Origin of the sequence: Kluyvera genomosp. 3, assembly GCF_011765685.1 — a bacterium.
In the GTDB taxonomy this organism is placed as follows: Bacteria; Pseudomonadota; Gammaproteobacteria; order Enterobacterales; family Enterobacteriaceae; genus Kluyvera; species Kluyvera georgiana_A.
This window is the reverse complement of the sequence record NZ_CP050321.1, coordinates 2,789,707-2,813,659: the sequence shown is the minus strand read 5'-3', so window position 1 is coordinate 2,813,659 and position 23,953 is coordinate 2,789,707. Positions and strand designations below refer to the sequence as shown.

Annotated in this window: 22 protein-coding genes; 15 read left to right on the top strand and 7 right to left on the bottom strand. The window is 55.3% G+C overall.

Annotated features, from left to right (window positions below):
* Nucleotides 1-2 precede the first annotated feature (2 nt).
* The 5 genes from GY169_RS13215 to tyrR all read left to right on the top strand — a co-directional run bounded on the left by GY169_RS13215 (nucleotide 3) and on the right by tyrR (nucleotide 5,923).
* Entirely contained in the window at nucleotides 3-1,052 is a 1,050-nt protein-coding gene (locus GY169_RS13215) for an ABC transporter permease (protein ID WP_167576025.1), read from the top strand.
* Entirely contained in the window at nucleotides 1,052-1,885 is an 834-nt protein-coding gene (locus GY169_RS13210; RefSeq protein ID WP_167576024.1) for an ABC transporter permease, read from the top strand. Before GY169_RS13215 ends, GY169_RS13210 begins: the two co-directional genes overlap by 1 nt.
* Nucleotides 1,878-2,714, top strand: a complete 837-nt coding sequence (locus GY169_RS13205) for an ABC transporter ATP-binding protein (protein WP_167576023.1) — start codon at nucleotides 1,878-1,880, stop codon at nucleotides 2,712-2,714. Before GY169_RS13210 ends, GY169_RS13205 begins: the two co-directional genes overlap by 8 nt.
* A complete protein-coding gene (locus GY169_RS13200; protein ID WP_167576022.1) occupies nucleotides 2,701-3,405 on the top strand; it encodes an ABC transporter ATP-binding protein in 705 nt (234 codons plus the stop codon). The genes GY169_RS13205 and GY169_RS13200 overlap by 14 nt, the downstream gene beginning before the upstream one ends.
* Before the next feature lie 976 nt (nucleotides 3,406-4,381).
* On the top strand, nucleotides 4,382-5,923 hold the full coding sequence (gene tyrR, locus GY169_RS13195) for a transcriptional regulator TyrR (RefSeq protein ID WP_064545901.1): 1,542 nt from the start codon (nucleotides 4,382-4,384) through the stop codon (nucleotides 5,921-5,923).
* A gap of 203 nt (nucleotides 5,924-6,126) precedes the next feature.
* Here tyrR and tpx read toward each other — a convergent pair whose 3' ends face one another.
* Nucleotides 6,127-6,633 (bottom strand): thiol peroxidase, encoded by a 507-nt coding sequence (tpx, locus tag GY169_RS13190; protein WP_167576021.1) that lies wholly within the window; start codon nucleotides 6,631-6,633, stop codon nucleotides 6,127-6,129.
* Nucleotides 6,634-6,733: 100 nt separating this feature from the next.
* Here tpx and ycjG point away from each other — a divergent pair, with 100 nt between their 5' ends.
* Nucleotides 6,734-7,699, top strand: a complete 966-nt coding sequence (gene ycjG / locus GY169_RS13185) for an L-Ala-D/L-Glu epimerase (RefSeq protein WP_167576020.1) — start codon at nucleotides 6,734-6,736, stop codon at nucleotides 7,697-7,699.
* A gap of 140 nt (nucleotides 7,700-7,839) precedes the next feature.
* Nucleotides 7,840-8,415, top strand: a complete 576-nt coding sequence (locus tag GY169_RS13180) for a serine O-acetyltransferase (protein WP_191091004.1) — start codon at nucleotides 7,840-7,842, stop codon at nucleotides 8,413-8,415.
* A gap of 128 nt (nucleotides 8,416-8,543) precedes the next feature.
* On the opposite strand, the gene mpaA is transcribed toward GY169_RS13180, so the two are convergent.
* Nucleotides 8,544-9,266, bottom strand: a complete 723-nt coding sequence (gene mpaA, locus GY169_RS13175; RefSeq protein ID WP_167576019.1) for a murein tripeptide amidase MpaA — start codon at nucleotides 9,264-9,266, stop codon at nucleotides 8,544-8,546.
* A gap of 192 nt (nucleotides 9,267-9,458) precedes the next feature.
* On the opposite strand from mpaA, the gene GY169_RS13170 reads away from it, so the two are divergent.
* Together GY169_RS13170 and GY169_RS13165 are read left to right on the top strand one after the other, a co-directional pair.
* The gene (locus GY169_RS13170; RefSeq protein ID WP_167576018.1) at nucleotides 9,459-11,075 is read left to right on the top strand and encodes an ABC transporter substrate-binding protein; all 1,617 of its coding nucleotides are present in this window, start codon (nucleotides 9,459-9,461) and stop codon (nucleotides 11,073-11,075) included.
* Between the two features lie 200 nt (nucleotides 11,076-11,275).
* Nucleotides 11,276-12,145, top strand: coding sequence for an aldo/keto reductase (locus tag GY169_RS13165; protein ID WP_167576017.1), 870 nt, complete (start codon nucleotides 11,276-11,278; stop codon nucleotides 12,143-12,145).
* A gap of 51 nt (nucleotides 12,146-12,196) precedes the next feature.
* Here GY169_RS13165 and GY169_RS13160 read toward each other — a convergent pair whose 3' ends face one another.
* On the bottom strand, nucleotides 12,197-12,763 hold the full coding sequence (locus tag GY169_RS13160) for a DJ-1/PfpI family protein (RefSeq protein WP_163447384.1): 567 nt from the start codon (nucleotides 12,761-12,763) through the stop codon (nucleotides 12,197-12,199).
* A 286-nt stretch (nucleotides 12,764-13,049) separates the two neighbouring features.
* On the opposite strand from GY169_RS13160, the gene GY169_RS13155 reads away from it, so the two are divergent.
* Nucleotides 13,050-13,415, top strand: coding sequence for a hypothetical protein (locus tag GY169_RS13155; protein WP_167576016.1), 366 nt, complete (start codon nucleotides 13,050-13,052; stop codon nucleotides 13,413-13,415).
* Nucleotides 13,416-13,442: 27 nt separating this feature from the next.
* Here the strand turns inward: GY169_RS13155 and GY169_RS13150 are convergent, their stop codons facing one another.
* Nucleotides 13,443-15,587, bottom strand: a complete 2,145-nt coding sequence (locus GY169_RS13150) for a putative bifunctional diguanylate cyclase/phosphodiesterase (RefSeq protein ID WP_163447386.1) — start codon at nucleotides 15,585-15,587, stop codon at nucleotides 13,443-13,445.
* Between the two features lie 377 nt (nucleotides 15,588-15,964).
* Here GY169_RS13150 and GY169_RS13145 point away from each other — a divergent pair, with 377 nt between their 5' ends.
* From GY169_RS13145 to dbpA, 3 genes are all read left to right on the top strand, one after another.
* Nucleotides 15,965-17,143, top strand: a complete 1,179-nt coding sequence (locus GY169_RS13145) for a methyl-accepting chemotaxis protein (protein ID WP_167576015.1) — start codon at nucleotides 15,965-15,967, stop codon at nucleotides 17,141-17,143.
* A gap of 167 nt (nucleotides 17,144-17,310) precedes the next feature.
* Nucleotides 17,311-18,294: a zinc transporter ZntB gene (gene zntB, locus GY169_RS13140; RefSeq protein ID WP_064545875.1), complete on the top strand. Its 984-nt coding sequence runs from the start codon at nucleotides 17,311-17,313 to the stop codon at nucleotides 18,292-18,294.
* 332 nt (nucleotides 18,295-18,626) lie between these two features.
* Nucleotides 18,627-20,000 (top strand): ATP-dependent RNA helicase DbpA, encoded by a 1,374-nt coding sequence (dbpA, locus tag GY169_RS13135; protein ID WP_163447388.1) that lies wholly within the window; start codon nucleotides 18,627-18,629, stop codon nucleotides 19,998-20,000.
* 45 nt (nucleotides 20,001-20,045) lie between these two features.
* Here dbpA and ttcA read toward each other — a convergent pair whose 3' ends face one another.
* Complete coding sequence (ttcA, locus tag GY169_RS13130) at nucleotides 20,046-20,981, bottom strand: tRNA 2-thiocytidine(32) synthetase TtcA (protein WP_163447389.1); 936 nt, start codon at nucleotides 20,979-20,981, stop codon at nucleotides 20,046-20,048.
* A 310-nt stretch (nucleotides 20,982-21,291) separates the two neighbouring features.
* Here ttcA and umuD point away from each other — a divergent pair, with 310 nt between their 5' ends.
* Together umuD and umuC are read left to right on the top strand one after the other, a co-directional pair.
* Nucleotides 21,292-21,726: a translesion error-prone DNA polymerase V autoproteolytic subunit gene (gene umuD / locus GY169_RS13125; RefSeq protein ID WP_163447390.1), complete on the top strand. Its 435-nt coding sequence runs from the start codon at nucleotides 21,292-21,294 to the stop codon at nucleotides 21,724-21,726.
* The gene (umuC, locus tag GY169_RS13120; RefSeq protein ID WP_163447391.1) at nucleotides 21,710-22,963 is read left to right on the top strand and encodes a translesion error-prone DNA polymerase V subunit UmuC; all 1,254 of its coding nucleotides are present in this window, start codon (nucleotides 21,710-21,712) and stop codon (nucleotides 22,961-22,963) included. The genes umuD and umuC overlap by 17 nt, the downstream gene beginning before the upstream one ends.
* 33 nt (nucleotides 22,964-22,996) lie before the next feature.
* Here umuC and GY169_RS13115 read toward each other — a convergent pair whose 3' ends face one another.
* Both GY169_RS13115 and ydfZ read right to left on the bottom strand, forming a co-directional pair.
* Complete coding sequence (locus GY169_RS13115) at nucleotides 22,997-23,260, bottom strand: hypothetical protein (RefSeq protein ID WP_223802496.1); 264 nt, start codon at nucleotides 23,258-23,260, stop codon at nucleotides 22,997-22,999.
* Nucleotides 23,261-23,487: 227 nt separating this feature from the next.
* The gene (gene ydfZ, locus GY169_RS13110) at nucleotides 23,488-23,691 is read right to left on the bottom strand and encodes a putative selenium delivery protein YdfZ (RefSeq protein WP_163447393.1); all 204 of its coding nucleotides are present in this window, start codon (nucleotides 23,689-23,691) and stop codon (nucleotides 23,488-23,490) included.
* Nucleotides 23,692-23,953: the final 262 nt, after the last annotated feature.

The following is a 23,953-nucleotide window of genomic DNA, read 5'->3' as shown; positions in this document are numbered from 1 at the left end:
TCATGCCCGCCGCTTTACCGAATCCCACCGCGCAACGCACCCGGCGTTTACTGTCGGCGCTATTGCAAAGCCTGCTCACGCTGGCGCTCACCCTGCTGGGGCTGCTGCTGGTCACTTTCGCGCTCTCCGCGCTCTCTCCTGTTGACAGGGTGCTGCAAATTGTTGGCGATCACGCCAGTCAATCGACCTACGATCAGGTGCGTCACCAGCTTGGTCTTGACCGCTCACTGCCCGTACAGTTCTGGCGCTATCTTGTCAATCTGGCCCATGGCGATCTCGGCACCGCCAGCGCGACCGGGCAGCCAGTGCTGCACGATCTGCTGGCAGCGTTTCCGGCAACGCTGGAACTGGCGACGCTGGCGCTGATTATCGGCGCGGTTTTCGGCGTGGTAGCCGGGGTACTCTGCGCCCGCTATGCCGGTTCACCATGGGATTTCGCCGTGCGCACGCTGACGCTGCTGGGCAACTCGGTGCCGATTTTCTGGCTTGGGCTGCTGATGCTGGCGCTGTTTTACGCGAAGCTGCAGTGGAGCCCTGGCCCCGGTCGGCTGGACGATATTTATCAGTTCACTATCGAGCCGAAAACCGGTTTCGCGCTGATTGATACCTGGCTTTCCGGCGACAAAGAGGCGTTCCGCAACGCCTTCAGCCATCTGGTGCTGCCGGTGCTGCTGCTGGCCTACTATTCGCTCGCGAGCATCACGCGCCTCACGCGTTCCGCCTGCCTGAGCGAGATGAACAAAGAGTACATTCTGCTGGCGCGCGCGAAGGGCGCCGGGGAGATGAGCATTCTGCTTCGCCACGTGCTGCCGAACATCCGCGGTACGCTGCTGACGGTGATTGCGCTGGCCTATACCTCGATGCTGGAAGGCGCCGTGCTGACCGAGACGGTGTTCTCCTGGCCGGGCATTGGGCGCTATCTGACGACGGCGCTGTTTGCTGGCGATACGGCGGCGATTATGGGAGGAACGCTGCTGATCGGCGTTTGTTTTGTGTTGATTAATAACCTCACCGATGTTCTGGTGCGGCTAACCGACCCGAGGGTTCGCTGATGCCAGCTTCGCTATTTTTACGCCGTCTGTTGCGTTCCCCTGCGGCCTTCTGCGGGCTGATGGTTATCGCTTTACTGCTGCTGATTGCGCTTTTCGCGCCGTGGCTCGCGCCAATGGATCCGAACTGGCAGGACGCCGCGATGCGCCTGCAAATGCCTTCGGCCCAGCATTGGCTGGGCACCGACAGCTACGGGCGCGACCTGCTCTCAAGGCTGATTTACGGCACCCGTCCGGCGCTGGGGCTGGTTGCGCTGGTGACGGTAATTACGCTGCCGGTAGGGCTGCTGATAGGGATTCTTTCCGGCTATTACGGCGGCTGGCTGGAGCGCATTCTGATGCGCTTTACCGATGTCGTCATGTCGATGCCGCGATTGATTCTGGCCTTTGCCTTTGTGGCGATGCTTGGCCCCGGGCTGGTCAACGGCGCATTGGCGCTGGCGCTAACTACCTGGCCCGCCTACGCGCGTCAGGCACGCAGCGAGATTCAGCGCCTGCGGCACAGCGATTATCTGGCCGCCGCTGAGATGATGGGCATTCGTGGTCTGCGGTTGCTGGTGGGCCATATTCTGCCGCTGTGTCTGCCATCGGCGATCGTGCGGCTGGCGCTGGATCTGGCGGGGATCATTCTGGCCGCCGCCGGGCTTGGTTTCCTCGGTCTGGGCGCGCGTCCGCCGATGGCGGAGTGGGGCGCGATGATAGCCGACGGCATGCAGGTGATATTTGACCAGTGGTGGATTGCCGCTGCGCCAGGGGCCGCGATTCTGATCGCCAGCCTGGCGTTTAACCTGCTGGGTGATGGTTTACGTGACGTACTGGAGCCGCAACATGACTGAGCCACGACTCTCCGTAGAAGGGCTGAATATTGATTATCCCGGCGCACGGGTCGTCAACCAGATGCGCTTTACCCTCGGCAACGAGCGGCTGGCGCTGGTGGGAGAATCCGGCTCCGGCAAATCCATGACCGCACGTGCGCTGATGGGGCTGGTGCGCAAACCCGGCATCGTTAGCGCTAAGCGTCTCAACGTGTTGGGGCGCGATGTGCTGTCGCTGGACGCTAAAGGCTGGCGCGCGCTGCGCGGTAACGATATTGCGATGGTGTTGCAGGATCCTCGCTACGCGCTGAATCCGGTGAAAACGATTTATGCACAGCTGGAAGAAGCGTTAACGCTGCATCAGAGACTGAGCCGCCGTGAACGACAGGAGACAATTGAAGCCGCGGTGCTGGCGATGGGGCTGGACGTACGCGTGCTGAGCCGCTATCCGGGCGAACTGTCCGGCGGCATGGGGCAGCGGGTGATGATCGCCATTGCGTTGATCAACGACCCGCAGGTACTGATTGCCGATGAACCGACCTCGGCGCTGGACGCGCGGTTGCGTAACCAGATCCTTGAGCTGCTGGTGACGCAGTGCGAGCAGCGGCATATGGCGATGTTGCTGATTAGCCACGATCTTCCGCTGGTGGCCCAGCACTGCGATCGGGTGCTGGTGATGTATCAGGGCAACGGCGTTGATGAGATGGCGGCCCGCGAGCTGCCACAGGCGACGCATCCTTATACCCGCACGCTATGGACCTGTCGCCCGAACGCGCAAACTTACGGGCAGATGCTGCCGACGCTGGACCGCACGCAGAATTTTACGGAGGCAGCACATGGCGATCGTTAATCTTGAGGCGCTACAGGTGACCTTTGGTGAAAAAACGGCGGTGTCTGCCGCCAGTTTTCACGTCGATGAGGGAGAGACCTTTAGCCTGATTGGTGAATCAGGCTGCGGCAAATCGACGATTTTACGCGTCATTGCCGGGCTTCAGCGCGAGTGGCGCGGCAACGTCGCGCTGTTTGGTCAGCGCATTACGCCGGGATCACGTTTCCAGGGAGAACGACGCCGTAACGTGCAGATGGTTTTCCAGGATCCGTACGCGTCGTTGCACCCGAACCATACGCTGTGGCGCACGCTGGCCGAACCGCTGAAAATTCACGGCGAAACGGATATTGCAGCGCGGGTGCAGACGGCGCTGGAGCAGGTGGGTTTGCCCGCAGATGCCGCCAGCCGCTATCCACATCAGCTTTCCGGCGGCCAGCGCCAGCGCGTGGCGATTGCCCGAGCGCTGCTGCTGCGGCCCAAAATTCTGCTGCTCGATGAACCTACATCGGCGCTGGATATGTCGGTGCAGGCAGAGATCCTCAATTTACTCAATCGCCTGAAGCGGGAACACAGCATGACCTATCTGCTGGTGAGCCACGATGCAGATGTGATTGCACACATGTCCGACCGTGCGGCGTTTATGGCCAGCGGGGTGATTCAGCGCTTCTTTGATCGTACGGCGCTGGAGCGCGGCGAACACCGGATGGGGTAACTCTTTCCCCCTGGCGCAATTGGCCCCTTCTACCCGAAGGGGCGCTGTCTCTCATACACAAATCCCCGATGATAGTGAGCAGCCAGAGGGATATGTTTTGGGATTTATCACTCCGTTGCGCTCCTTATTCTGCTCTCGCCATATAAATTGCACGGGCGCAGGGAGCGCGCAAGGGGCGGGCAGTCGCCGCCGCCCCCTGCACCCCCGGGCTCTGGCGGCAAAATCGCCGCTACGCGGTTCCCTCAGCTTATCCCTTACGGCTTTCGGGTCGGGCGCGAGGTAACGTCCCTGTAAAGCCGCGCCCTCAGCCCACATCCCTGTGGGCTGCCCCGGCCTTCAGGGAACGCTTCGGCGATTTAGACGCCACCAACACCAGTGCGGTCTTTTAGTTAACAGCAAAAACCAGAGCTACTGAAACCGATGAGTCCCCGCTGGAAATCGGCGAGCCGAAGAATGGAAGACAAGGTCAGGACGCCATGGATGGCGGACTGAGGCGAACCGAGACAGGACAAAATTGCCGGGAGCAATTTTGAACAACGCTTGCGTTGGCCCGAAGGGCGAGTCCCAGGGATGGGACGAGTAATCTCGAGTTTCGCCGTGCCGCAGGCTGGAGTTCGTAGGTGAGTGTAGTGCGAAGCACCGATTTCCCCGCGGGGCCGCGGGGATTGTCAAGGGGGGCGCGGCCGCCCCCCTTGGCCCGTTCACCGGTGAAAAGATCTCATGTTCCGCCTGACGTAAAGTGAACGGAACCCTTCACCTTACTGACAGATATTAGGCCTGTCCCACGAATTTGTGTATAAGAGACAGGAAGGGGCGAGGGGACCGTTGGGTACGGTTTATTAATTGAACGCATAACTTTACGGCGCAACGGCTATTTTTCCGCCATACTGTCAATAATTGTTGACAGTCATCTTCACGCCAGCGAATAAGTGTCTTATGATTCATACGTCTTTGGCTTATAAGGGTGAACCCCCACATGCGTCTTGAAGTCTTTTGTGAAGACCGTCTCGGTCTGACACGTGAACTGCTCGATTTATTGGTCCTGCGCGGCATTGACCTGCGCGGCATCGATATCGACCCTGTTGGCCGAATCTACCTGAATTTCGCGGAGCTGGATTTCGCCAGCTTCAGCAGCCTGATGGCGGAGATCCGCCGTATTGCTGGCGTCACCGACGTCCGCACCGTGCCGTGGATGCCCTCAGAGCGCGAACATCTGGCGTTGAGCGCGCTGCTGGAAGCGATGCCGGAGCCGGTGCTCTCATTGGACACGCGCAGCAAAATTGAACGCGCTAACCCGGCAAGCTGCCAGCTGTTTGGTCTTAGCCAGGAGCGCATGCGCAACCATAACGTGGCGCAACTGATTAGCGGCTTCAACTTCCAGCGCTGGCTGGAGAGCGATACGGTGGAGTCACATGCTGAACATGTCGTGATCCACGGGCAAAACTTCCTGCTGGAGGCCACGCCGGTGTATCTCAACGGTGAGAATGACGCGCGTATTCTGGCTGGCGCTGTCGTGATGTTACGCTCCACGCTGCGCATGGGCCGTCAGCTGCAAACCATGACCACGCAGGACGTCAGCGCGTTCAGTCAGATTGTCGCCGTAAGCCCGCGGATGCGTCAGGTGGTGGATCAGGCGCGCAAGCTGGCGCTGCTCACCGCGCCGCTGCTGATCGTCGGCGAAACCGGCACCGGCAAAGACCTGCTGGCGCATGCCTGCCATCTGGCCAGCCCGCGTGCGGCGAAGCCGTATCTGGCACTGAACTGCGGCTCCATTCCGGAAGACGCGGTGGAAAGCGAGCTGTTTGGCGACGCTGCCGACGGCAAAAAAGGGTTCTTTGAGCAGGCCAACGGTGGGTCGGTGCTGCTGGATGAAATTGGTGAAATGTCGCCGCGTATGCAGACCAAACTGCTGCGCTTCCTTAACGACGGCACTTTCCGCCGTGTTGGTGAAGATCATGAAGTGCACGTTGACGTGCGCGTTATCTGCGCGACGCAGAAAAATCTGGTGGAACTGGTGCAAAAAGGACTGTTCCGTGAAGATCTCTACTACCGCCTTAACGTGCTGACTCTCAACTTGCCGCCGCTGCGCGATCGTCCGCAGGACATCATGCCGCTGACTGAACTGTTTGTCGCGCGCTTTGCCGATGAACAAGGGATTTCGCGGCCGAAGCTGTCTACCGACCTTAACACCGTGCTGACCCGCTACGGCTGGCCGGGTAACGTTCGCCAACTGAAGAATGCGGTCTACCGTGCGCTGACCCAACTGGAAGGCTACGAGCTGCGTCCGCAGGACGTGCTGCTGCCGGACCATGACGTTTCAAGCGCCGCGGTCGGCGAAGAGGCGATGGAAGGTTCGCTGGACGATATTACCCGCCGCTTTGAACGCTCGGTGCTGACTCAGCTTTACCGCAGCTATCCAAGTACCCGTAAACTCGCCAAGCGTCTGGGCGTATCGCACACGGCGATTGCGAACAAATTGCGGGAATATGGCCTGAGCAATAAGAAGGGCGAAGAGTAACACTTTTCCCACACTGACCCGGCAGCGCCGTGCTGTCGGTCAGAGAAGTGGGGGAGCAATCGGGATTTACGGAGTATGCCTGGTTTATCACCAGTTTTCGAAAATATATGGCAAAAACCCCCCTCCAGTACCGCAAATCATATAGTCTAAGAGGCTGAGGGATAAGAAATTGTCCTGGCCACGCTGTGGTCAGGACAACGGTATTACGCTTTCAGTGCCGCCAGTGCAGCATCGTAATCCGGCTCGTTGGTGATTTCGTTCACCAGCTCGCTGTATACGACGTTGTCGTTTTCATCAATCACCACCACGGCACGTGCCGCCAGGCCTTTCAGCGCGCCATCGGCAATGCCGACGCCATAGGTCTGCAGGAATTCCGGCGCACGCAGGGTGGACAGGGTGACGACGTTGCTCAGGCCTTCCGCGCCGCAGAAGCGTGACTGGGCGAACGGCAGGTCAGCGGATACGCACAGCACCACGGTGTTAGACAGTTCACCCGCTAACTGGTTGAATTTACGCACAGATGCCGCGCAAACGCCGGTATCGATGCTCGGGAAAATGTTAAGAACTTTACGTTTGCCAGCGAACTGGCCGAGGGTGACGTCCGACAGATCTTTTGCCACCAGCGTAAACGGTTGAGCTTTATCGCCCGCCTGTGGGATAGAACCTTGAACAGCAACGGGATTGCCCTGGAAATGTACGGTTTGCGACATGATTATCTTCCTGTTTACATATAGTTAACGTCGACCCTAGTGTATGACAACAGGCGTTAACACGGCAAACCCTATTTGTGCCTGAATGAAAGGAGCCAAGATGAGAAAGCTGCGAGTGTTCGAAGAGGCCTGGCCGCTGCATACGCCGTTTGTCATTGCGCGCGGTAGCCGCAGCGAAGCAAAGGTCGTGGTGGTCGAGCTTGAGCAAGATGGCGTAAAAGGCGTTGGCGAGTGCACGCCGTATCCGCGCTACGGCGAGAGCATCGCTTCGGTGATGGCGCAGATTATGGCAATCGGCGAGCAGCTCGAGCACGGCATCACGCGCGAGCAGCTCAATCATTTGCTGCCGGCAGGGGCCGCACGTAATGCGGTGGACTGCGCGTTATGGAGTCTGGAAACTGCGCTTAATAGAAGTGACGTTGTCACACAATTGGGCGTTATCTTGCCAGCGACGGTCACGACGGCGCAAACGGTCGTCATCGGCACGCCAGAACAGATGGCTGCCAGTGCGCGGGCGCTGTTTGCAAGCGGTGCCCGGCTGCTAAAGGTAAAACTGGATAATCACTTTATTTGCGAGCGGATGGTGGCGATTCGTGAAGCGGCGCCGGAGGCCACGCTGATTGTTGACGCCAACGAATCCTGGCATAGCGACGGACTGGCCGCGCGCTGCCAACTGTTGGCCGATCTTAACGTGGCGATGCTGGAGCAGCCGCTCCCGGTTGGTGAGGATGAGGCGCTGGATAACTTTATCCACCCGTTGCCGATCTGCGCTGATGAGAGCTGCCATACCCGCGAAGACCTGCCGGTGCTGCGCGGGCGCTATGACATGGTCAATATCAAGCTGGATAAAACCGGCGGCCTTACCGAGGCGCTGGCGCTGGCCGCGGAGGCCAAAGCGCAGGGCTTCGCGCTGATGCTCGGCTGCATGCTGTGCACCTCGCGCGCTATCGCCGCCGCGCTGCCGTTGGCGCCGCTGGTGCGCTTTGCCGACCTCGACGGTCCGACGTGGCTGGCCGCCGACGCGCAGCCGGCCTTACGTTTTACCTGCGGTGAGCTTCATTTGTGATCCCTTTCGGCAATAAACCGCATCCCTAATCACAAAATATCCGCCAAACCCGTGCATGATGCGCGGGTTTTTATTGTTTAAGAATATGCTTATATTAAATTGTGTATTCAAGCGGCGCAATTTCATGGCAAGAGGCGGGTATGGTTACATCCAGACAGAAAACAAAAAAAGAACTCTATGCGGAAATGAAGTCGCTGTTACGTGACGATGTTTTGAAGGGGCGCAAGCCATTTACCTGGCGTAGGATCCTGCTGCGCTGCTGGAGACAACCCGGGAAACGCTTCATTGTCTGGTGGCGCATTGCTAATTGTCTGTTTCTGCAAGGCGGTACATTCCGACGCTGGGCCGCGTTCAGGATTAACCGCAAGTTAGAATCACAATACAATACTGAAATTATGTTAGGCGCTGACATTGGTGGCGGCTTTCGCATCACGCATTTTCATGGCGTGGTTATCACCCATAATGTGGTTATTGGTAAGAATTTACTGATTAGACAAAATACAACCATTGGGACGAAGAATAATTACGGTGATAGGCTTATCACCATTGGCGATAATGTGAATATCGGCGCTAATTCCTGCATTATCGGCGACCAAATAACGATCGGCGACAATGTGACCATTGGCGCAATGTCGTTTATCAATAAAGATATTCCCTCGAATTGCACCGTCTATACGGAAAAGGTCCTGTCGATTAAGGTCGCAGCGGCTAAATAACGTTCAATTTGCCGAACAATCCGCGAACCGTATTCTCTTTCCCTGCGTGGATCCTTGATGGCATCAGCCTCAGGCGCGTTCCTGACCGCAATACGTCCCCGGCGTGCTGCGGCCAGACCAGCGACGGGTTATTTCGTCGGTTTTGTTGTCTGCCAGTGCAGCAGCCCCGTCATCGCCGCCAGATATTTCTCGCTGGCTTCGTCTGAGGAGATTGCCGGAAACTCGGCGGTGATGCAGTGTAGCCCGATATCGTTGCACCAACTGCCGAACGAGCCGGGCGTTTCGTAGCCTACGCTGCTGACCAGCGGCAGCGCGAATGCGTCCGCCAACCATTGTCCCAGCTCGCTATTGCGGGCGTCTTCAATACAGGCCAGCGGGTCATGGAACGACACCACCCATGCCGGGTTTATCTGATGAATCAACTGACACAACGCGCGGCTTTCCGGTTCAGAGCCAGGGCGGCTGCCGGTGAGCAATACCACATCACGCTGCTCGGCCGCGCTGTTCCAGCGATAGACCGTTTCACCGGTTTTCCAGTTGGCTGACGGAAAGTTGCGATTGAGATCCACGCCGTTGGCGTTGGCGCGTAGCCCCAGTTGGCAGCCGTCCGGGTTAACGGCCAGTACCACGTGATGACGCCGTAGCTCCGGTGCCAGCGTGCGCAGCGCGCAGGAGAGGGTGACCACCGAGGCGTTTTCATCGCCGTGCGTACCGGCAATGATTAAGCCGCTTTGCGGACCGGCCAGCGGCGCGGGAAACCAGATAAGCGGTGCGCCTAACAGTGAACGACCATAGTGTTGTGTCCCTGGTGGGAACGCGCCGCGCTGAGCGCGAGGGCGAGTGGCTGACATACGCTGCATCCTGATACGCAATGGGGATATTGAGCAGTGTTGTGCAAAATCATCCGCGAATCAAATAGTTTCCCTTATGGATATTGCTGGGGATATATCAAGTTTATGTGACATGCTGTTTGCAATTCGCGTAAGTGAAACAAATAATATTTTCATCAAGTTGTGTGGGTTTACCTATTTAAAGGGGATGACATGAAGTTACCGTTCACCTTGACCTGTTGCGCCGTCTTGCTTTCAGGTCTGAGTTCTATCGCCGTCGCGGCCGACGTTCCCGCCGGAACGGTGCTGGCGAAGCAGCAAGAGCTGGTTCGTCACATTAAAGATGAACCCGCTTCATTAGATCCCGCGAAGGCGGTGGGGCTACCGGAGATTCAGGTCATTCGCGATCTGTATGAAGGTCTGGTGAATCAGGATGCTCACGGCAATATCATTCCTGGCGTTGCTACCCGCTGGCAAACCAACGATCAGAAAATCTGGACGTTTACCCTTCGCAACGACGCTAAATGGTCGGACGGCACGCCGGTGACGGCGCAGGATTTCGTCTACAGCTGGCAGCGTCTGGTTGACCCAAAAACCACCTCGCCGTTTGCCTGGTTTGCGGCGTTAGCGGGCATCACGAATGCGCAGGATATTATTGATGGCAAAGCCAAGCCCGAAACCCTGGGCGTAACCGCCGTGGACGCGCATACGCTGCGGGTCCAGCTCGATAAGCCGCTGCCGTGGTTTGTGAATCTGACGGCTAACTTCTCGCTCTATCCGGTGAATAAAACCGTTGTCGAAAGCGATAAAAACTGGACGCGTCCGGGCAAACTGGTGGGGAACGGCGCCTATGTTCTGGCCGACCGTGTCGTGAATGAAAAGCTGGTGGCGGTGCCGAATAAGTACTACTGGGATAACGCCAAAACGGTGATTCAGAAAGTCACCTTTATGCCGATTAACCAGGAATCTGCGGCCACCAAACGCTATCAGGCCGGGGATATCGATATCACGGAGTCGTTCGCGAAAAACCAGTATCAGAAGCTCAAAAAAGAGCTACCGGGTCAGGTCTTTACGCCTGCGCAACTGGGCACCTATTACTACGCCTTTAACACCCAAAAGGGGCCTACCGCTGATGCGCGTGTACGTCTGGCGCTCAGCATGAGCATCGATCGTCGTATCATCGCGGAGAAGGTGTTGGGGACCGGCGAAAAACCCGCGTGGCGCTTTACGCCAGACGTGACGGCAGGTTTTAAACCTCAGACGTCGGCGCTGGAAGAGAGCAGCCAGGCAGAGCTGAACGCGCAGGCGAAAATGTTGCTGCAAGCGGCAGGCTATGGCCCGAATCGTCCGCTGAAGCTGACCCTGCTGTACAACACCCAGGAAGTACATCAGAAGATTGCTATCGCCGTGGCGTCAATGTGGAAGAAAAATCTGGGCGTCGACGTTAAGCTGCAAAACCAGGAGTGGAAAACCTACATCGATAGCCGCAATACCGGCAACTTCGATGTGATTCGCGCTTCGTGGGTGGGCGATTACAACGAACCGTCTACTTTCCTGTCGCTGCTGACCTCGACAAACAGCGGCAACATTGCGCGCTTTAACGATCCTGCCTATGACAAAGTGATCCGTCAGGCGAGCCTGGAAAACACCGCCGAGGCGCGTAACGCCGACTACAACGCCGCGGAAAAAATCCTCGCCGAAAAAGCGCCGATTGCACCCATCTACCAGTATACCAACGGCCGCTTAATTAAGCCGTGGGTGAAAGGATACCCGATCACCAATCCGGAAGATGTGGCGTATACGCATACGATGTATATCATTAAGCACTGATAAAACCATCGCTGCAAAACTCAGAACGGGCGCCGCTTACCGCGCCCGTTTTTTTACGCCTTATTTCCCCCTGAAGGGGACCGATCTTATTAAAACACCAGATTCATGAATCTATTGCATAGGTCAAATCAGTTTTAACAGTCTAATTGTGGCGAGCGTTGTATCTTAAAATCATGTTTTAACCTGATAGAGGCATTACCGTGGAATATTCAGTATTAAGTAACAGCCTAAAAATGCCGATGGTGGGGTTTGGCGTTTTTAAGGTTACCGATAAAGAAGAATGTAAGCAGTCGGTGTTAAGCGCTATTCGCACGGGTTATCGCCTTATCGATACCGCTGCCGTCTATGGCAACGAAGACGCCGTAGGGGAGGCCGTTCGTGAAGCCATCGCTGATGGGCTGTGTACCCGCGAGGAACTATTCATTACCTCCAAGCTGTGGGTGCAGGACATGGCCAGCTTCGACGCGGCGAAAGCCGGTATTGACGCGTCGCTGAAAAAGTCAGGGCTAGCCTATTTTGACCTCTATTTACTGCATCAGGCGATGGGGGATTATTTCACCGCGTGGCGCGCGCTGGAAGAGGCTTATGATGCCGGTAAACTGAAAGCCATCGGCGTGTCGAATTTCTATGCGCATGTATTAACCAACTTCTGTGAAACCGTCAGAATCAAGCCGATGGTCAATCAGGTGGAATTGCATCCTTACTTCGCGCAGCCTGACGCTCTGGAAACCATGAAGCGTTATAACGTTCAGCCCGAAGCCTGGGCGCCGTTAGGCGGTGGCAGACATAAGCCTTATGAAGATGAAATGCTGCAAGGCATCGCCGATGCCCATCAAAAAACCATTGCGCAGATTGTCTTGCGCTGGAACGTGCAGCGTGGCGTCACGGTGATCCCGAAATCTACCCAACAAAAACGTATTGCAGAGAACTTTGCGATCTGGGATTTTTCCCTGACCGATGCTGAAATGGCAAAAATCAGCGCGCTGGATGCGGGCTATGTGGGGGAGGCGGTGAAACATTTTAACCCGGAATTTGTTCGCGGCTGTCTTGGCGTTAAAATCCATGACTGAACCGGGTTTATCCAATGAAAACAGGCGCTAAAAAGCGCCTGTTTTGGAACCCTATCGCAACAGCTCGGCAAACTTAGCCAGCCATTGTGGATGTGCAGGCCATGCCGGCGCGGTCACGAGGTTGCCGTCCACATACGCTTCATCGATACCAATATCAGCATATTCGCCGCCGCTCAGCCGCACTTCCGGCGCACAGGCCGGGTAGGCGCTGCAGGTCCGGCCTTGCAAAACCCCCGCGGCGGCCAGCAGCTGCGGGCCATGGCAAACCGCGGCAATGGGTTTGTTCGCCACATCGAAGTCCTGAACCAGCTTAATGACCGCTTCGTATAAACGCAGGTATTCTGGCGCGCGTCCGCCGGGGATCAGCAGCGCGTCGTAATCCGCTTCATTGACGCTGGCAAAATCGGCGTTGAGCACGAAGCGGTGGCCGGGTTTCTCGCTATAGGTCTGGGCGCCGTCAAAGTCATGAATTGCCGTCATGATATAGTCACCCTTTGGCTTGTCAGGACAAACGGCATCGACCTGATGACCAATCATCTGTAGCGCCTGAAAGGGCACCATAGTTTCGTAATCTTCCGCGTAATCGCCAACCAGCATCAGTATCTTTTTGCCTGCCATAGCCCATCCTCTTTGAGTAAAGATGTCTAAGATATAGCCTGGCCACAAAGGGATAGCGAACCGCAAACCGCGCGCTACATCACGGATATCAGCAATGGTTAAAAGCGGGGCTGCCGCACCGGCAAGATCGGGGCAGCAGCTCTGCCAACATGGAGTATCGTTCTGCTGAGACACTTGCAGAGATAACGGGAGTGCTATAATTGGCGGACGATATCATGCGTGCGATATCCTCTGCGGATAAGCCGCTTTTCACCTTCTTATGCCCGGGCAAACAGCGATGATTTATATGTCTGATGTCATGATATTTGGCAAAGTGCTGCTCGGCATCTTTCTGCTTTTGCTGCTGGCAAGTTATCTGTTTTCAAAGCTCAACGTGCCGATTGCCGTGCTGTTTACAACATGGCTTTCCGCTGCGGCGGCGTTTGCGCTGCTGGTGGTGTTGGTGTTAATGCCGGGGATCAAGAACGATGAGGTTGCCCTGGGAAAACGCTGGCTTGAAGAGTGCACGCTCGTCGAAAAGTTTGAGCGTCATACGTTACGTGAACCGACCAACCGCCTGCAATGCCATGGCGTAGAAGAGCAGGTGGACGCCAGCGACTATCAGACCTTCACGGTCGCCTATCTCGAACGTGGGGAAGGTGATCCCCGCTGATGCTCCGGCCAGGGGGATCACCGATTTTCACGCCTGCCTTTTTTTCCCCGTGGCTGATGAAATGTCGCGGCGCAGCGCGGCTGGCGCGTTAGGATCGCCGCTGAGCGGCAGATTACTCAGCATCACTTCAATATCCTCCGCTGGTACCGGGTCGGAGAACCAGAACCCCTGTAGTGCGTCGCAGCCCAGCCCGGTGAGGATACGCTGCTGCTCCTGGGTTTCTACGCCCTCTGCCACCACATCCATATTCATGGAATGGGCGATGGTGATAATCGTCGAGACGATTTTGATGTGTTTGCTGTTCTCCCGCATATCTTTCATAAAGCTTTTATCAATCTTCAATTCACCGGCGGGGAGATCCTGCAGCGCCAGCATATTGGAGTAACCGACGCCAAAGTTATCAATGGAAATAGTGATACCAATGCGGCAGAAATCATTAAAGATTTGCACGCTGCGATCGAAACCGTGTAACGCCGTGGTTTCGGCAAGCTCGATGGTTAAACGCGTCGGCGAAATACGATGGCGTACCAGCGCGTCGCAAACCTGCTCGTAGAAGTTTTGCTGCTCAAACTGGACCGGTGAAATATTCAGCGAAAGCGTCCAGTCATCGTGCCCGGAAAGGCTCCACTTATGCATCTGAATGCAAGCCTGTTCCAGCACCCAGTTACCGACTGAGACAATCAGCCCCGTATTCTGTAGCGTAGAGAGGAAGACTTCCGGCAGCAAAATGCCTTTTTTCGGATGCCGCCAGCGCAGCAATGCTTCAAAGCCGTAAATCCGTTTTTCTTTGACGTGGTATTTCGGCTGGTACCACAGTTCAAACTGATTGCGCTCCAGCGCCTGGGTCAGGTCCTGTAAGAAATGCGCGCCCTGCCAGGTGCTATCGAGCATCGACTCGTTGTAGAACACCCATCCATTTCGCCCGCTATGTTTCACGTGATACATCGCGGTATCGGCGGCGAGCTTCAGATCCTGCGGCGTTTCGCCGTGACCGGGGTAGAGGCTGATGCCAACGCTCAGCGAGATTTGCAGAATTTGCCCGGAATGGTAAAACGGCCGCCGGATGCTTTCGACCATCCGCGTACAGATATCGGCGATTTCCGCCTCGGTGCAGTCGGGCGCCAGCAGGATAAACTCGTCGCCGCCGATGCGGGCGAGGGTCATTTTCGGCATCAGGCAGGCGCTCATACGGTTAGCGACGGAGACCAGCAGATTATCGCCGACGTGATGGCCCCAGGCGTCGTTGACCAGCTTAAAGCGGTCGAGATCCATCAGCACCAGCGCGAAAGTGCTGCCAGCCAGTCGAGCCTGATGCAGGCAAGCCAGCAGGCGCATATCAATCTGGCTACGGTTAGCGAGGCCGGTAAGCCCGTCGTAGCGTGCCTGCTGCTCAAGCTGCTGGTTCAGGCGCTGGAGGTTTTCAGTGAGTCGCGTCGTGCGTACCTGGGAGTCCACCATTGAGATCATGAGCATCAGCCCCAGCAGCAGTAGCGTGGTGGCGGAAACCCATATCGAAAGGCCTTCTTCGCTCACCATGGCCGCATGATTGGCCATGATATGCCCGCTGCCGGTGAAGGTGGCGGCGCTCATGCCGGTATAGTGCATCGCGGCAATCGCAATTCCCATCGCAAACGCCGCGCCAACGCGCGTCAGCAATACCCCTTTACTGTTCAGGCGCAGGCTGAAGGCTAACCACAAGCCGACGCAGGAGGCAACGATGGCGATCACCACGGAGGCGATAATCAGCGGCACGCTCCAGATGATATCGTCATGCGACATCAGCGCAGCCATGCCGACATAGTGCATGATGACGACACCGCTGCTGAGTAGGGCGGTGGCAATGCACAAGCGTTTAAGCGACAGCGTATTTCCCGCGACGGCGATATTAATCGCCAGTGAAGACGCGATAATCGCCGCCAGCAGTGAAATGACCGTCAGCGCCAGGTGATAACTCATTGGCATAGGCATCTTCATGGCCAGCATGCCGATAAAATGCATCGACCAGATACCAATACCCAGCGTAGCGCCGCCGGTAATACGCCAGAAGATAGCCGCCTTCTTATTTGAAGCGGCAATTTTTGCAGCACTATCAAGCGCAACGAAAGATGCGATGAATGCCACCAGGAATGAAATACCGACCAGTATCGGGTCCCACGAAGCGTGTAGCGTCATGCAAACCATACCTTTTCATAGAGTGGGTTCTATTTAATCTATCAGTAAATTCCGAATTTAAACCAGTGAAATAGCGAAAGAGTTATCTTTTTTTTATAAGATTAGATGCTGCGCTCGGTTTATTTAGCATGGCTTAATTATCGTGAAACGCCAGTTAATAAATAAGTGGGGCGCATTATATTATGCTTTATTTCTATAGAGTTAAGCCATGCTTAAGTAGGCTGGTGTGGAAAATTTGTCTTTAGTTGTTGTTATATTCTGCATTAAGGCAAACTGACACCGCGAACGGTTAAAGTGATGAAAATAGTTAAAATGGTCTGGAAAATACATCTTCTGGTGATATAACAAAATTATACAACCAGCGTTGAGGGTAGGTTATGTTTAAAAACATTAGCGTCCGAACGTTTATCCTGGTCTTTATTTTGGCGGTTTTTGTTATTGCCGATGTGATCTGTCTAATACTATCAAAAAATATATTCTTGCTATTAACAATTAATATTGTATGGGTAGCGGCGTTGGGACTTCTGTGGCTCTACATGACCAAATACCTGGTGACGCCGATTAATGCGGTTAAGCGCAGCATCGATGAAGTTAATGATGGCAATCTGTCGGTGCGAATTCCTGTTTTCGGCAATAACTGTGCCGGGCGCTTAATTCCGGGGATCAATAACTTATCGAATAATATCTCGACGCTGGTGGCGGAAATTCGCGCCTCTTCGGACACCGCAATGTCGCTATCCGATCAGTTGGCAACCCGCAGCGGCGAGCTGTCGGTGAAAACCGAGCAACAGTCGGCCACCCTGATGGAGACCGCGGCGAGCATGGAGCAGATCGCCGCCAGCACCAAAAATAACGCGGAACATACGCGTCTGGCGAGCGAACGCGCCGGTGAGGCGACGCAGTGTGCCCGTAAAGGCGGCGCGCTGATGGGAGAAGTGGCGACCAATATGCAGTCGATTACCGACTGTGCCCGGCAGATGACGGAAATTATCGCCATGATTGACGGGATTGCCTTCCAGACGAATATTCTGGCGCTGAATGCGGCGGTGGAAGCGGCGAGGGCAGGCGATCACGGCAAAGGGTTCTCGGTGGTCGCCGGTGAAGTGCGTAATCTGGCTCATCGTAGCGCGGAAGCGGCCAAGAATATTAAGACCTTAATTAGCGTCACCAGTGAAAACGTCACGCAGGGCGCGAGTATCGTCGCCGAAGCGGAGAAAAACATGCAGGAGATCGTCGCCGGTTCGGGCGAGTTAAACGGTCTGATGGAGCAGATTGCTGTTTCGACCTCTGAGCAGGAAAAAGGGATCGATCAGATTACGCTGGCGTTGAATGAGCTGGAGACGGTGACGCAAAGCAATATCACGGTTGTTGAGGAGCTGGCGAGATCGTCCGATATTCTTAAGCGTCAGGTGATTGAACTGCAGTCGCGCACGCAGAATTTCCGCGTGGGGGACGAGCAAAATACCGCATCGCCACGGCAGGCTGCCGGTGGCCTGCCGCTACAGCCTGTCGTCGCGACCGGCAGCAACGAGCAGAATTTCTGGCAATCGTTTTAACCCTGTCGCTTTTCCCTCAACCCGGTAGCGATACCGGGTTTTTTTATGCCTGAAATTTACGTGTAGCTGTTTTTGTGAACAATTTCAGCGTCATGGCACCAGCGTATGTTGCTTAACAAAAGGAGATGGCTAGACTATCAGGATAAAGAGCGCTAAGCGGAGGCGATGTGGAAGCCATAAAAGGATCGGACCTAAACGTACCAGACGCGGTATTTGCGTGGCTACTGGATGGCCAGGGCGGCGTGAAGCCATTAACCGACGCGGACAGCGTCAGTAAAGAGAATCCGTGCTGGCTACACCTGAACTATACCCACCCCGACAGCGCCCAGTGGCTGGCGACGACGCCGCTGTTGCCCAATCTGGTGCGCGATGCGCTTGCCGGTGAAAGCCTGCGTCCGCGGGTCAGTCGCCTGGGCGAGGGGACGCTGATCACCCTGCGTTGCATTAACGGTAGCACCGATGAACGCCCGGACCAACTGGTGGCGATGCGCCTCTATATTGATGAACGCATGATCGTTTCGACCCGGCAGCGGAAAGTGCTGGCGCTGGATGATGTGGTGAGCGACCTCCAGGAGGGCAGCGGCCCGACGGATTGCGGCTCGTGGCTGGTGGATATTTGTGATGCGCTAACCGATCACGCCAGCGAGTTTATCGAGCAGTTGCACGACAAAATTATTGACCTCGAAGATAATCTGCTGGAGCAGGAGGTGCCGCCGCGAGGTTTTCTGGCGCTGTTGCGTAAGCAGCTTATCGTCATGCGCCGCTATATGGCGCCGCAGCGCGATGTCTACGCCCGTCTGGCCAGCGAGCGTCTGTCGTGGATGACCGACGACCAGCGTCGTCGTATGCAGGATATTGCCGACCGTCTGGGACGTGGGCTGGATGAAATTGACGGCTGTATCGCGCGCACGGCGGTGATGACGGATGAAATTGCGCAGATGATGCAGGAGTCGCTTTCCCGGCGAACCTATACCATGTCGTTGATGGCGATGGTCTTTTTACCCAGCACCTTCCTGACAGGGCTATTTGGCGTCAACCTTGGCGGTATCCCCGGCGGCGGCTCGCATCTGGGTTTTTCCCTTTTCTGTATTATGCTGGTACTGCTTATCGGTGGTGTTACGTGGTGGTTACACCGTAGTAACTGGTTGTAAAAAATCACCTTTTTTACCTCTTTTGGAGAGGGTAACGCCACTTAATTTGAGCAAGGTCAATAAAACGGCATGCCAATCGAGGCAATATCGATCCCGCAGGTGAATGCAACGTCAAGCGATGGGCGTTGCGCTCCATATTGTCTTACTTCCTTTTTTTGAATTACTGCATAGCACAATTGATTCGTACGACGCCGGCTTAGAATAGTCGGCTTTTTTTTGTCTTTTTTCCGCTACCCTGATGGTACCCACCGATTAATTTGTCGCATCCCGCGTCGAGATCTGCGAGGATACGCGCCTGCTGAACCTTAGCCCCTTATTCGCGAGAAAATACTGTGACCGCTTTTGCCACCCTGAATGCCCTTCCTGCCGCCCAGCTCGATAATCTGAACGATCTGGGCTATCTCTCTATGACGCCGGTTCAGGCCGCGTCGCTGCCGGCGATTCTGGCCGGAAAGGACGTGCGCGTGCAGGCGAAAACCGGCAGCGGCAAAACGGCAGCGTTCGGTCTTGGCCTGCTTCAGCATGTCGATGCCAGCCTGTTCCAGACCCAGTCGCTGGTGCTGTGTCCGACGCGCGAACTGGCCGATCAGGTCGCCGGTGAGATTCGCCGCCTGGCGCGCTATCTGCCGAATATTAAGGTGCTGACCCTCTGCGGCGGTCAGCCGTTCGGTGCGCAGCGCGACTCGTTGCAGCATGCGCCGCATATTATCGTCGCGACGCCGGGCCGCCTGCTGGATCACCTGCAAAAGGGCACCGTATCGCTGGATGCACTGCAAACGCTGGTGATGGATGAAGCGGACCGCATGCTGGATATGGGCTTTAGCGATGCTATCGACGAAGTGATTCGCTTTGCGCCAGCGTCTCGCCAGACGCTGCTGTTCTCCGCGACCTGGCCGGAAGCGATTGCCGCCATCAGCGGCCGTGTGCAACGTTCGCCGGAAACGATCGAAATTGATAGCGTTGACGCGCTCCCCTCGGTTGAGCAGCAGTTTTTTGACGTACCACGTCACGGCAAAATCGCGCTGTTACAGCAGCTGCTGAGCCTGCATCAGCCATCTTCTTGCGTCGTGTTCTGTAATACCAAAAAAGATTGTCAGGCGGTGTTTGAAGAGCTGAACGCGGCGGGGCAAAGCACCATTGCGCTGCACGGCGACCTCGAACAGCGCGACCGCGATCAGACCCTGATACGTTTTGCCAACGGCAGCGCGCGTATTCTGGTGGCGACCGACGTGGCGGCGCGCGGGCTGGATATTAAATCGCTGGCGATGGTGGTGAACTACGAGCTGGCGTGGGATCCGGAGGTGCACGTACACCGTATTGGCCGTACCGCGCGTGCGGGCAACAGTGGGCTGGCGGTGAGCTTCTGCGCGCCGGAAGAGGCGCAGCGCGCCAATATTCTGGCCGAAATGCTGCAACTGAAGCTGAACTGGATGCCAGAGCCGGCTAAAACGCGTATTACGCCGCTGGCGCCGGAAATGATGACCCTGTGTATCGACGGGGGTAAAAAGGCCAAAATGCGTGCGGGCGATGTGCTGGGCGCGTTAACCGGCGATATGGGACTGGTTGGCGCGGATATCGGTAAAATCGATGTCCACCCGGCGCATGTCTACGTAGCCGTACGTGAAGGCGTGGCGCATCAGGCCTGGAAATTGCTGCAGAAAGGGAAGATCAAAGGCAAGGCGTGCCGTGTACGTCTGCTGAAATAGCATCCTGAAAAGCGTCTCAGGCCGCAGCCTGAGACGCCAAATGACTTACTTCACTTCAACCACATTCAGACGCAGCTCATCCAACTGACCGTCTTCTTCTTCCGGCTGCCAGCCCACTGGCTGTAGCGGAAGCTCTTCCCGGTCAAATGCCAGGTCGCCACCTTCAATCACTTCGCTGTCGTGGTTCAACCCTTTGAAATCAAAAAGGTTGGTATCACACAGGTGTGAAGGCACCACGTTCTGCATGGCGCTAAACATGGTCTCGATACGGCCCGGATAGCGTTTATCCCAGTCGCGCAGCATATCGCCAATGACCTGGCGCTGCAGGTTCGGCTGAGAACCGCACAGATTACACGGAATGATCGGGAACGCTTTGGCTTCGGAGAAACGCTCGATGTCTTTTTCGCGGCAGTAGGCCAGCGGACGGATAACGATGTGCTTGCCGTCGTCACTCATCAGCTTCGGCGGCATACCTTTCATTTTACCGCCGTAGAACATGTTCAGGAACAGCGTTTGCAGAATGTCGTCACGGTGGTGGCCGAGGGCGATTTTTGTCGCGCCCAATTCGGTGGCCGTGCGGTAGAGGATCCCGCGACGCAGACGAGAGCAGAGTGAGCAGGTGGTTTTCCCTTCCGGGATCTTCTCTTTGACGATACCGTAGGTGTTCTCTTCGACGATTTTGTACTCAACGCCCAGCTTTTCCAGATATTCCGGCAGAATATGCTCGGGGAAGCCCGGTTGTTTCTGGTCGAGGTTGACCGCCACCAGGCTGAAGCTGATTGGCGCGCTCTGTTGCAGATTGCGCAGAATTTCCAGCATGGTGTAGCTATCTTTACCGCCGGAGAGGCAGACCATAATGCGGTCACCGTCTTCAATCATGTTGAAGTCAGCGATGGCTTCGCCCACGTTACGACGCAGACGCTTCTGTAATTTGTTCAGATTGTATTGTTCTTTTTTGCTAATTTCTTGATTTTGTTGCATTTAATAGTTACTCAAAAATCTAAATGGATACCCAGGCCACTACAGCGTCTTCCAGTCCATTTGATTTACGATAAAAGAGCTGTCCCGCGCTGACGGCGAATCAGCGAATGTGTGGCGTGTATGGTACGGATTACGGCGACGAATACCAGCATGTTTTGCAGGACTGGCCCGACTTACCCGCTGACATGAATAACCCTGTATTAAATCTATCGCGTCTTCAACGGGTTGACCGCGAGGGACGACAAGCCGCTTGATCTCTACGCCTGTTGCATAATACTGTATATATAAACAGTATTTATGGTGTATAAAGATGTTCGCCACTTATCTATATAAAGCAGAACAGTCCCTCGAACTGCCATTGTTCCTGGAGCGGATTCCCTGCGGTTTTCCCAGCCCGGCTCAGGACTATGTCGAAGAGAGCCTGGACTTGAATCGGCTGGTGGTCAAGCACCCCAGCGCCACCTATTTTGTGCGTGTTAGCGGTGACTCGATGATTGGCGCGGGTATCGGTGATGGCGATCTGTTGGTTGTTGATCGCTCGTTAAAAGCCGATCACGGCGATATCGTCGTTGCGGCAGTAGCGGGGGAGTTTACGGTTAAAGAGTTGCGAACCCGGCCCTCGCTCCTGCTGGTGCCGCATAACCCGCAGTACAAACCGATTGCTTTTCATGCCGAGGAAGAGTTGCAAATCTTCGGCGTGGTGACGTTCAGTTTAAAAGCGCATAAATATGTTCGCATTGGTTGATGTTAACAATTTCTATGCCTCCTGTGAGACGGTATTTCGCCCCGATTTGGTGGGTAAACCGGTGGTGGTGGTATCCAATAACGATGGCTGCATTATCTCTCGTTCCGCGGAGGCTAAAGCGCTCGGCATTAGCATGGGGGCACCGTATTTTAAAATTAAAAATGAATTGTCTCGCCAGCGGGTAACCGTTTTTAGTTCTAACTACGCACTGTATGCCGATCTCAGCCATCGGGTGATGCAGACATTGATGGATCTTGCTCCCCGTGTGGAGATCTATTCGATTGATGAAGCCTTTATTGAATTGCCCGATGAGGGCTCGTTTGAGGTGTTGGGTCATCAGATACGTGATGCGGTACGAAGAAATACCGGGCTGACGGTTGGGGTGGGTATTGGGCCAACCAAAACGCTGGCGAAGCTGGCGAATCTGGCGGCCAAAACCTGGCGAAAAACCAACGGTGTCGTCGATCTCTGTGCAACGGAGCGCCAGCGTAAATTGCTCTCCTTAATTCCAGCGCATGAAGTCTGGGGCGTTGGAAGACGTACCCGTAAGAAGCTGGAGCAGATGGGAATAGAGAGCGCGTTACAGCTTGCGGATAGTTCAACCTGGGTTATTCGCCAGCATTTTAACGTGGTGCTGGAACGCACGGTACGCGAACTGCGCGGGGAGTCCTGCCTGGCGTTAGAGGAGTTTGCCCCCACCAAACAGCAGATCATCTTTAGCCGCTCGTTTAGCCATCGCATCACGACATATGACGAGATGCACCAGGTCGTTTGCGCCTATGCCGAACGCGCGGCAGAAAAACTGCGTGCGGAAAGGCAGTACTGCTGTGTGGTCAGCCTGTTTATGCGCACCAGCCCGCATGCGGAGAATGAGACATTTTATGCCCCGCAGGCTAGCGGCAGGTTCATTGTTCCAACCTGTGATACCCGGGATATTATCCGCCTTGCCGTCAGTTCGCTGCAGAGTATCTGGCGCGACGGCTTTCGCTATATGAAAGCCGGGATAATGCTGAGTGATTTTTTCAGCCAGGGCGTTGCGCAGCTCAACCTGTTTGACGCTTTGCCTCCGCGAGCCAATAGCCAGGCGCTGATGCAGGTCATTGACAGTATTAATCACTCCGGTCTGGGCAGTATCGGTTTTGCCGGAAAAGGAATAGAACAGACATGGAGGATGAAGCGAGAAATGCTGTCCCCCAGTTATACGACACGCTACGCGGATCTGCCGGTTGCCCGATGACCAACGCTGCGCTCAGGCAGCGTTGGTGGGCACTCAGCCGAAGGTAGGGTAGACCGGGCGTTCATCCAGCTTGAGACAATGTCTTACCCGTTCTTCACCGTAATAAACATAACCGAATGCATCGGTTGAGATACGGTGCAGCAGCGTATCGCCGTTGGCGAAGGGGATTATCTCAATGTCACCCACGCGCTTATGGCCTGCACCGGTTTCAAAATGGCCTTTCCAGGACTGCTGGGTATGTTCATAGACGTGCAGAATGACTTCTACCAGCCCGCGTTCCGGGCAGTTTAATTTCAATATTGTCGATGAGAAATTGAGCGCATAGCTTTGACAGGGAATAATAACGAGGATGAAAAATAACTTCAGGAAATTCATTGGATTAAATACTTTTATTACAACAAAGCGTGATTATTGCCTGATTTGGCTGCGCGGGTTTTGTGATTGATCAATATAAGTTTTTTGTTTTTCACTCGGGTGGCTTAAAACAAATAAGGCCACCGGGGTGGCCTCAAACGGTTGCCGTATCAGTTAAGACCCAGGCGGATCAAATCAACCGGGCAGAACGTCCCGTCACAGCCGTCAATCTCTACACAGCTCTCACGACGCAGCTGCTCAGCGGTTTTACCTTCACCATGGATAGCGGTAATCACGCCGGTTGCGCCTTTATTGGCAATCATCACACGGGTGCCGAGCGTGATAGCGTTACGGTTACGATCGTAGGTTTTCATCGTCTCCTCCTTTCACATGTCAAGACGGTATAGATTGGCGGTGTGAATTAATAGCGCGATCGAAAACGTGATGTTTTGCGCTTCGTCAAAGTAGCGTTTTTTTTCATGATGTTTATGGATAAAACGACTATCTCGTTGTTAGTTTATTGACAGTTCTCATTGTGAATAGAGCCTGAATTAAGCCTTGCGCGGGTTCTTGCACGTCATGGGATATGTCAAATATGCGTGCATCATGCGTAGTGAGAACGTCATGTCTGGTAAG

Excerpts from the sequence above, each read along its gene's own strand:
- GY169_RS13150 (WP_163447386.1), bottom strand. The coding sequence starts at position 15,587 with ATGACGCTACACGCTTCGTGGGACCCGATACTGGTCGGTATTTCATTC.
- tpx (WP_167576021.1), bottom strand. The coding sequence starts at position 6,633 with ATGTCGCAAACCGTACATTTCCAGGGCAATCCCGTTGCTGTTCAAGGT.
- mpaA (WP_167576019.1), bottom strand. The coding sequence starts at position 9,266 with ATGTCAGCCACTCGCCCTCGCGCTCAGCGCGGCGCGTTCCCACCAGGG.
- GY169_RS13200 (WP_167576022.1), top strand. The coding sequence starts at position 2,701 with ATGGCGATCGTTAATCTTGAGGCGCTACAGGTGACCTTTGGTGAAAAA.
- GY169_RS13170 (WP_167576018.1), top strand. The coding sequence starts at position 9,459 with ATGAAGTTACCGTTCACCTTGACCTGTTGCGCCGTCTTGCTTTCAGGT.
- GY169_RS13215 (WP_167576025.1), top strand. The coding sequence starts at position 3 with ATGCCCGCCGCTTTACCGAATCCCACCGCGCAACGCACCCGGCGTTTA.
- GY169_RS13145 (WP_167576015.1), top strand. The coding sequence starts at position 15,965 with ATGTTTAAAAACATTAGCGTCCGAACGTTTATCCTGGTCTTTATTTTG.
- ydfZ (WP_163447393.1), bottom strand. The coding sequence starts at position 23,691 with ATGAAAACCTACGATCGTAACCGTAACGCTATCACGCTCGGCACCCGT.
- GY169_RS13155 (WP_167576016.1), top strand. The coding sequence starts at position 13,050 with ATGTCTGATGTCATGATATTTGGCAAAGTGCTGCTCGGCATCTTTCTG.
- umuC (WP_163447391.1), top strand. The coding sequence starts at position 21,710 with ATGTTCGCATTGGTTGATGTTAACAATTTCTATGCCTCCTGTGAGACG.
- GY169_RS13210 (WP_167576024.1), top strand. The coding sequence starts at position 1,052 with ATGCCAGCTTCGCTATTTTTACGCCGTCTGTTGCGTTCCCCTGCGGCC.
- umuD (WP_163447390.1), top strand. The coding sequence starts at position 21,292 with ATGTTCGCCACTTATCTATATAAAGCAGAACAGTCCCTCGAACTGCCA.
- GY169_RS13180 (WP_191091004.1), top strand. The coding sequence starts at position 7,840 with ATGGTTACATCCAGACAGAAAACAAAAAAAGAACTCTATGCGGAAATG.
- ttcA (WP_163447389.1), bottom strand. The coding sequence starts at position 20,981 with ATGCAACAAAATCAAGAAATTAGCAAAAAAGAACAATACAATCTGAAC.
- tyrR (WP_064545901.1), top strand. The coding sequence starts at position 4,382 with ATGCGTCTTGAAGTCTTTTGTGAAGACCGTCTCGGTCTGACACGTGAA.
- GY169_RS13205 (WP_167576023.1), top strand. The coding sequence starts at position 1,878 with ATGACTGAGCCACGACTCTCCGTAGAAGGGCTGAATATTGATTATCCC.
- GY169_RS13160 (WP_163447384.1), bottom strand. The coding sequence starts at position 12,763 with ATGGCAGGCAAAAAGATACTGATGCTGGTTGGCGATTACGCGGAAGAT.
- ycjG (WP_167576020.1), top strand. The coding sequence starts at position 6,734 with ATGAGAAAGCTGCGAGTGTTCGAAGAGGCCTGGCCGCTGCATACGCCG.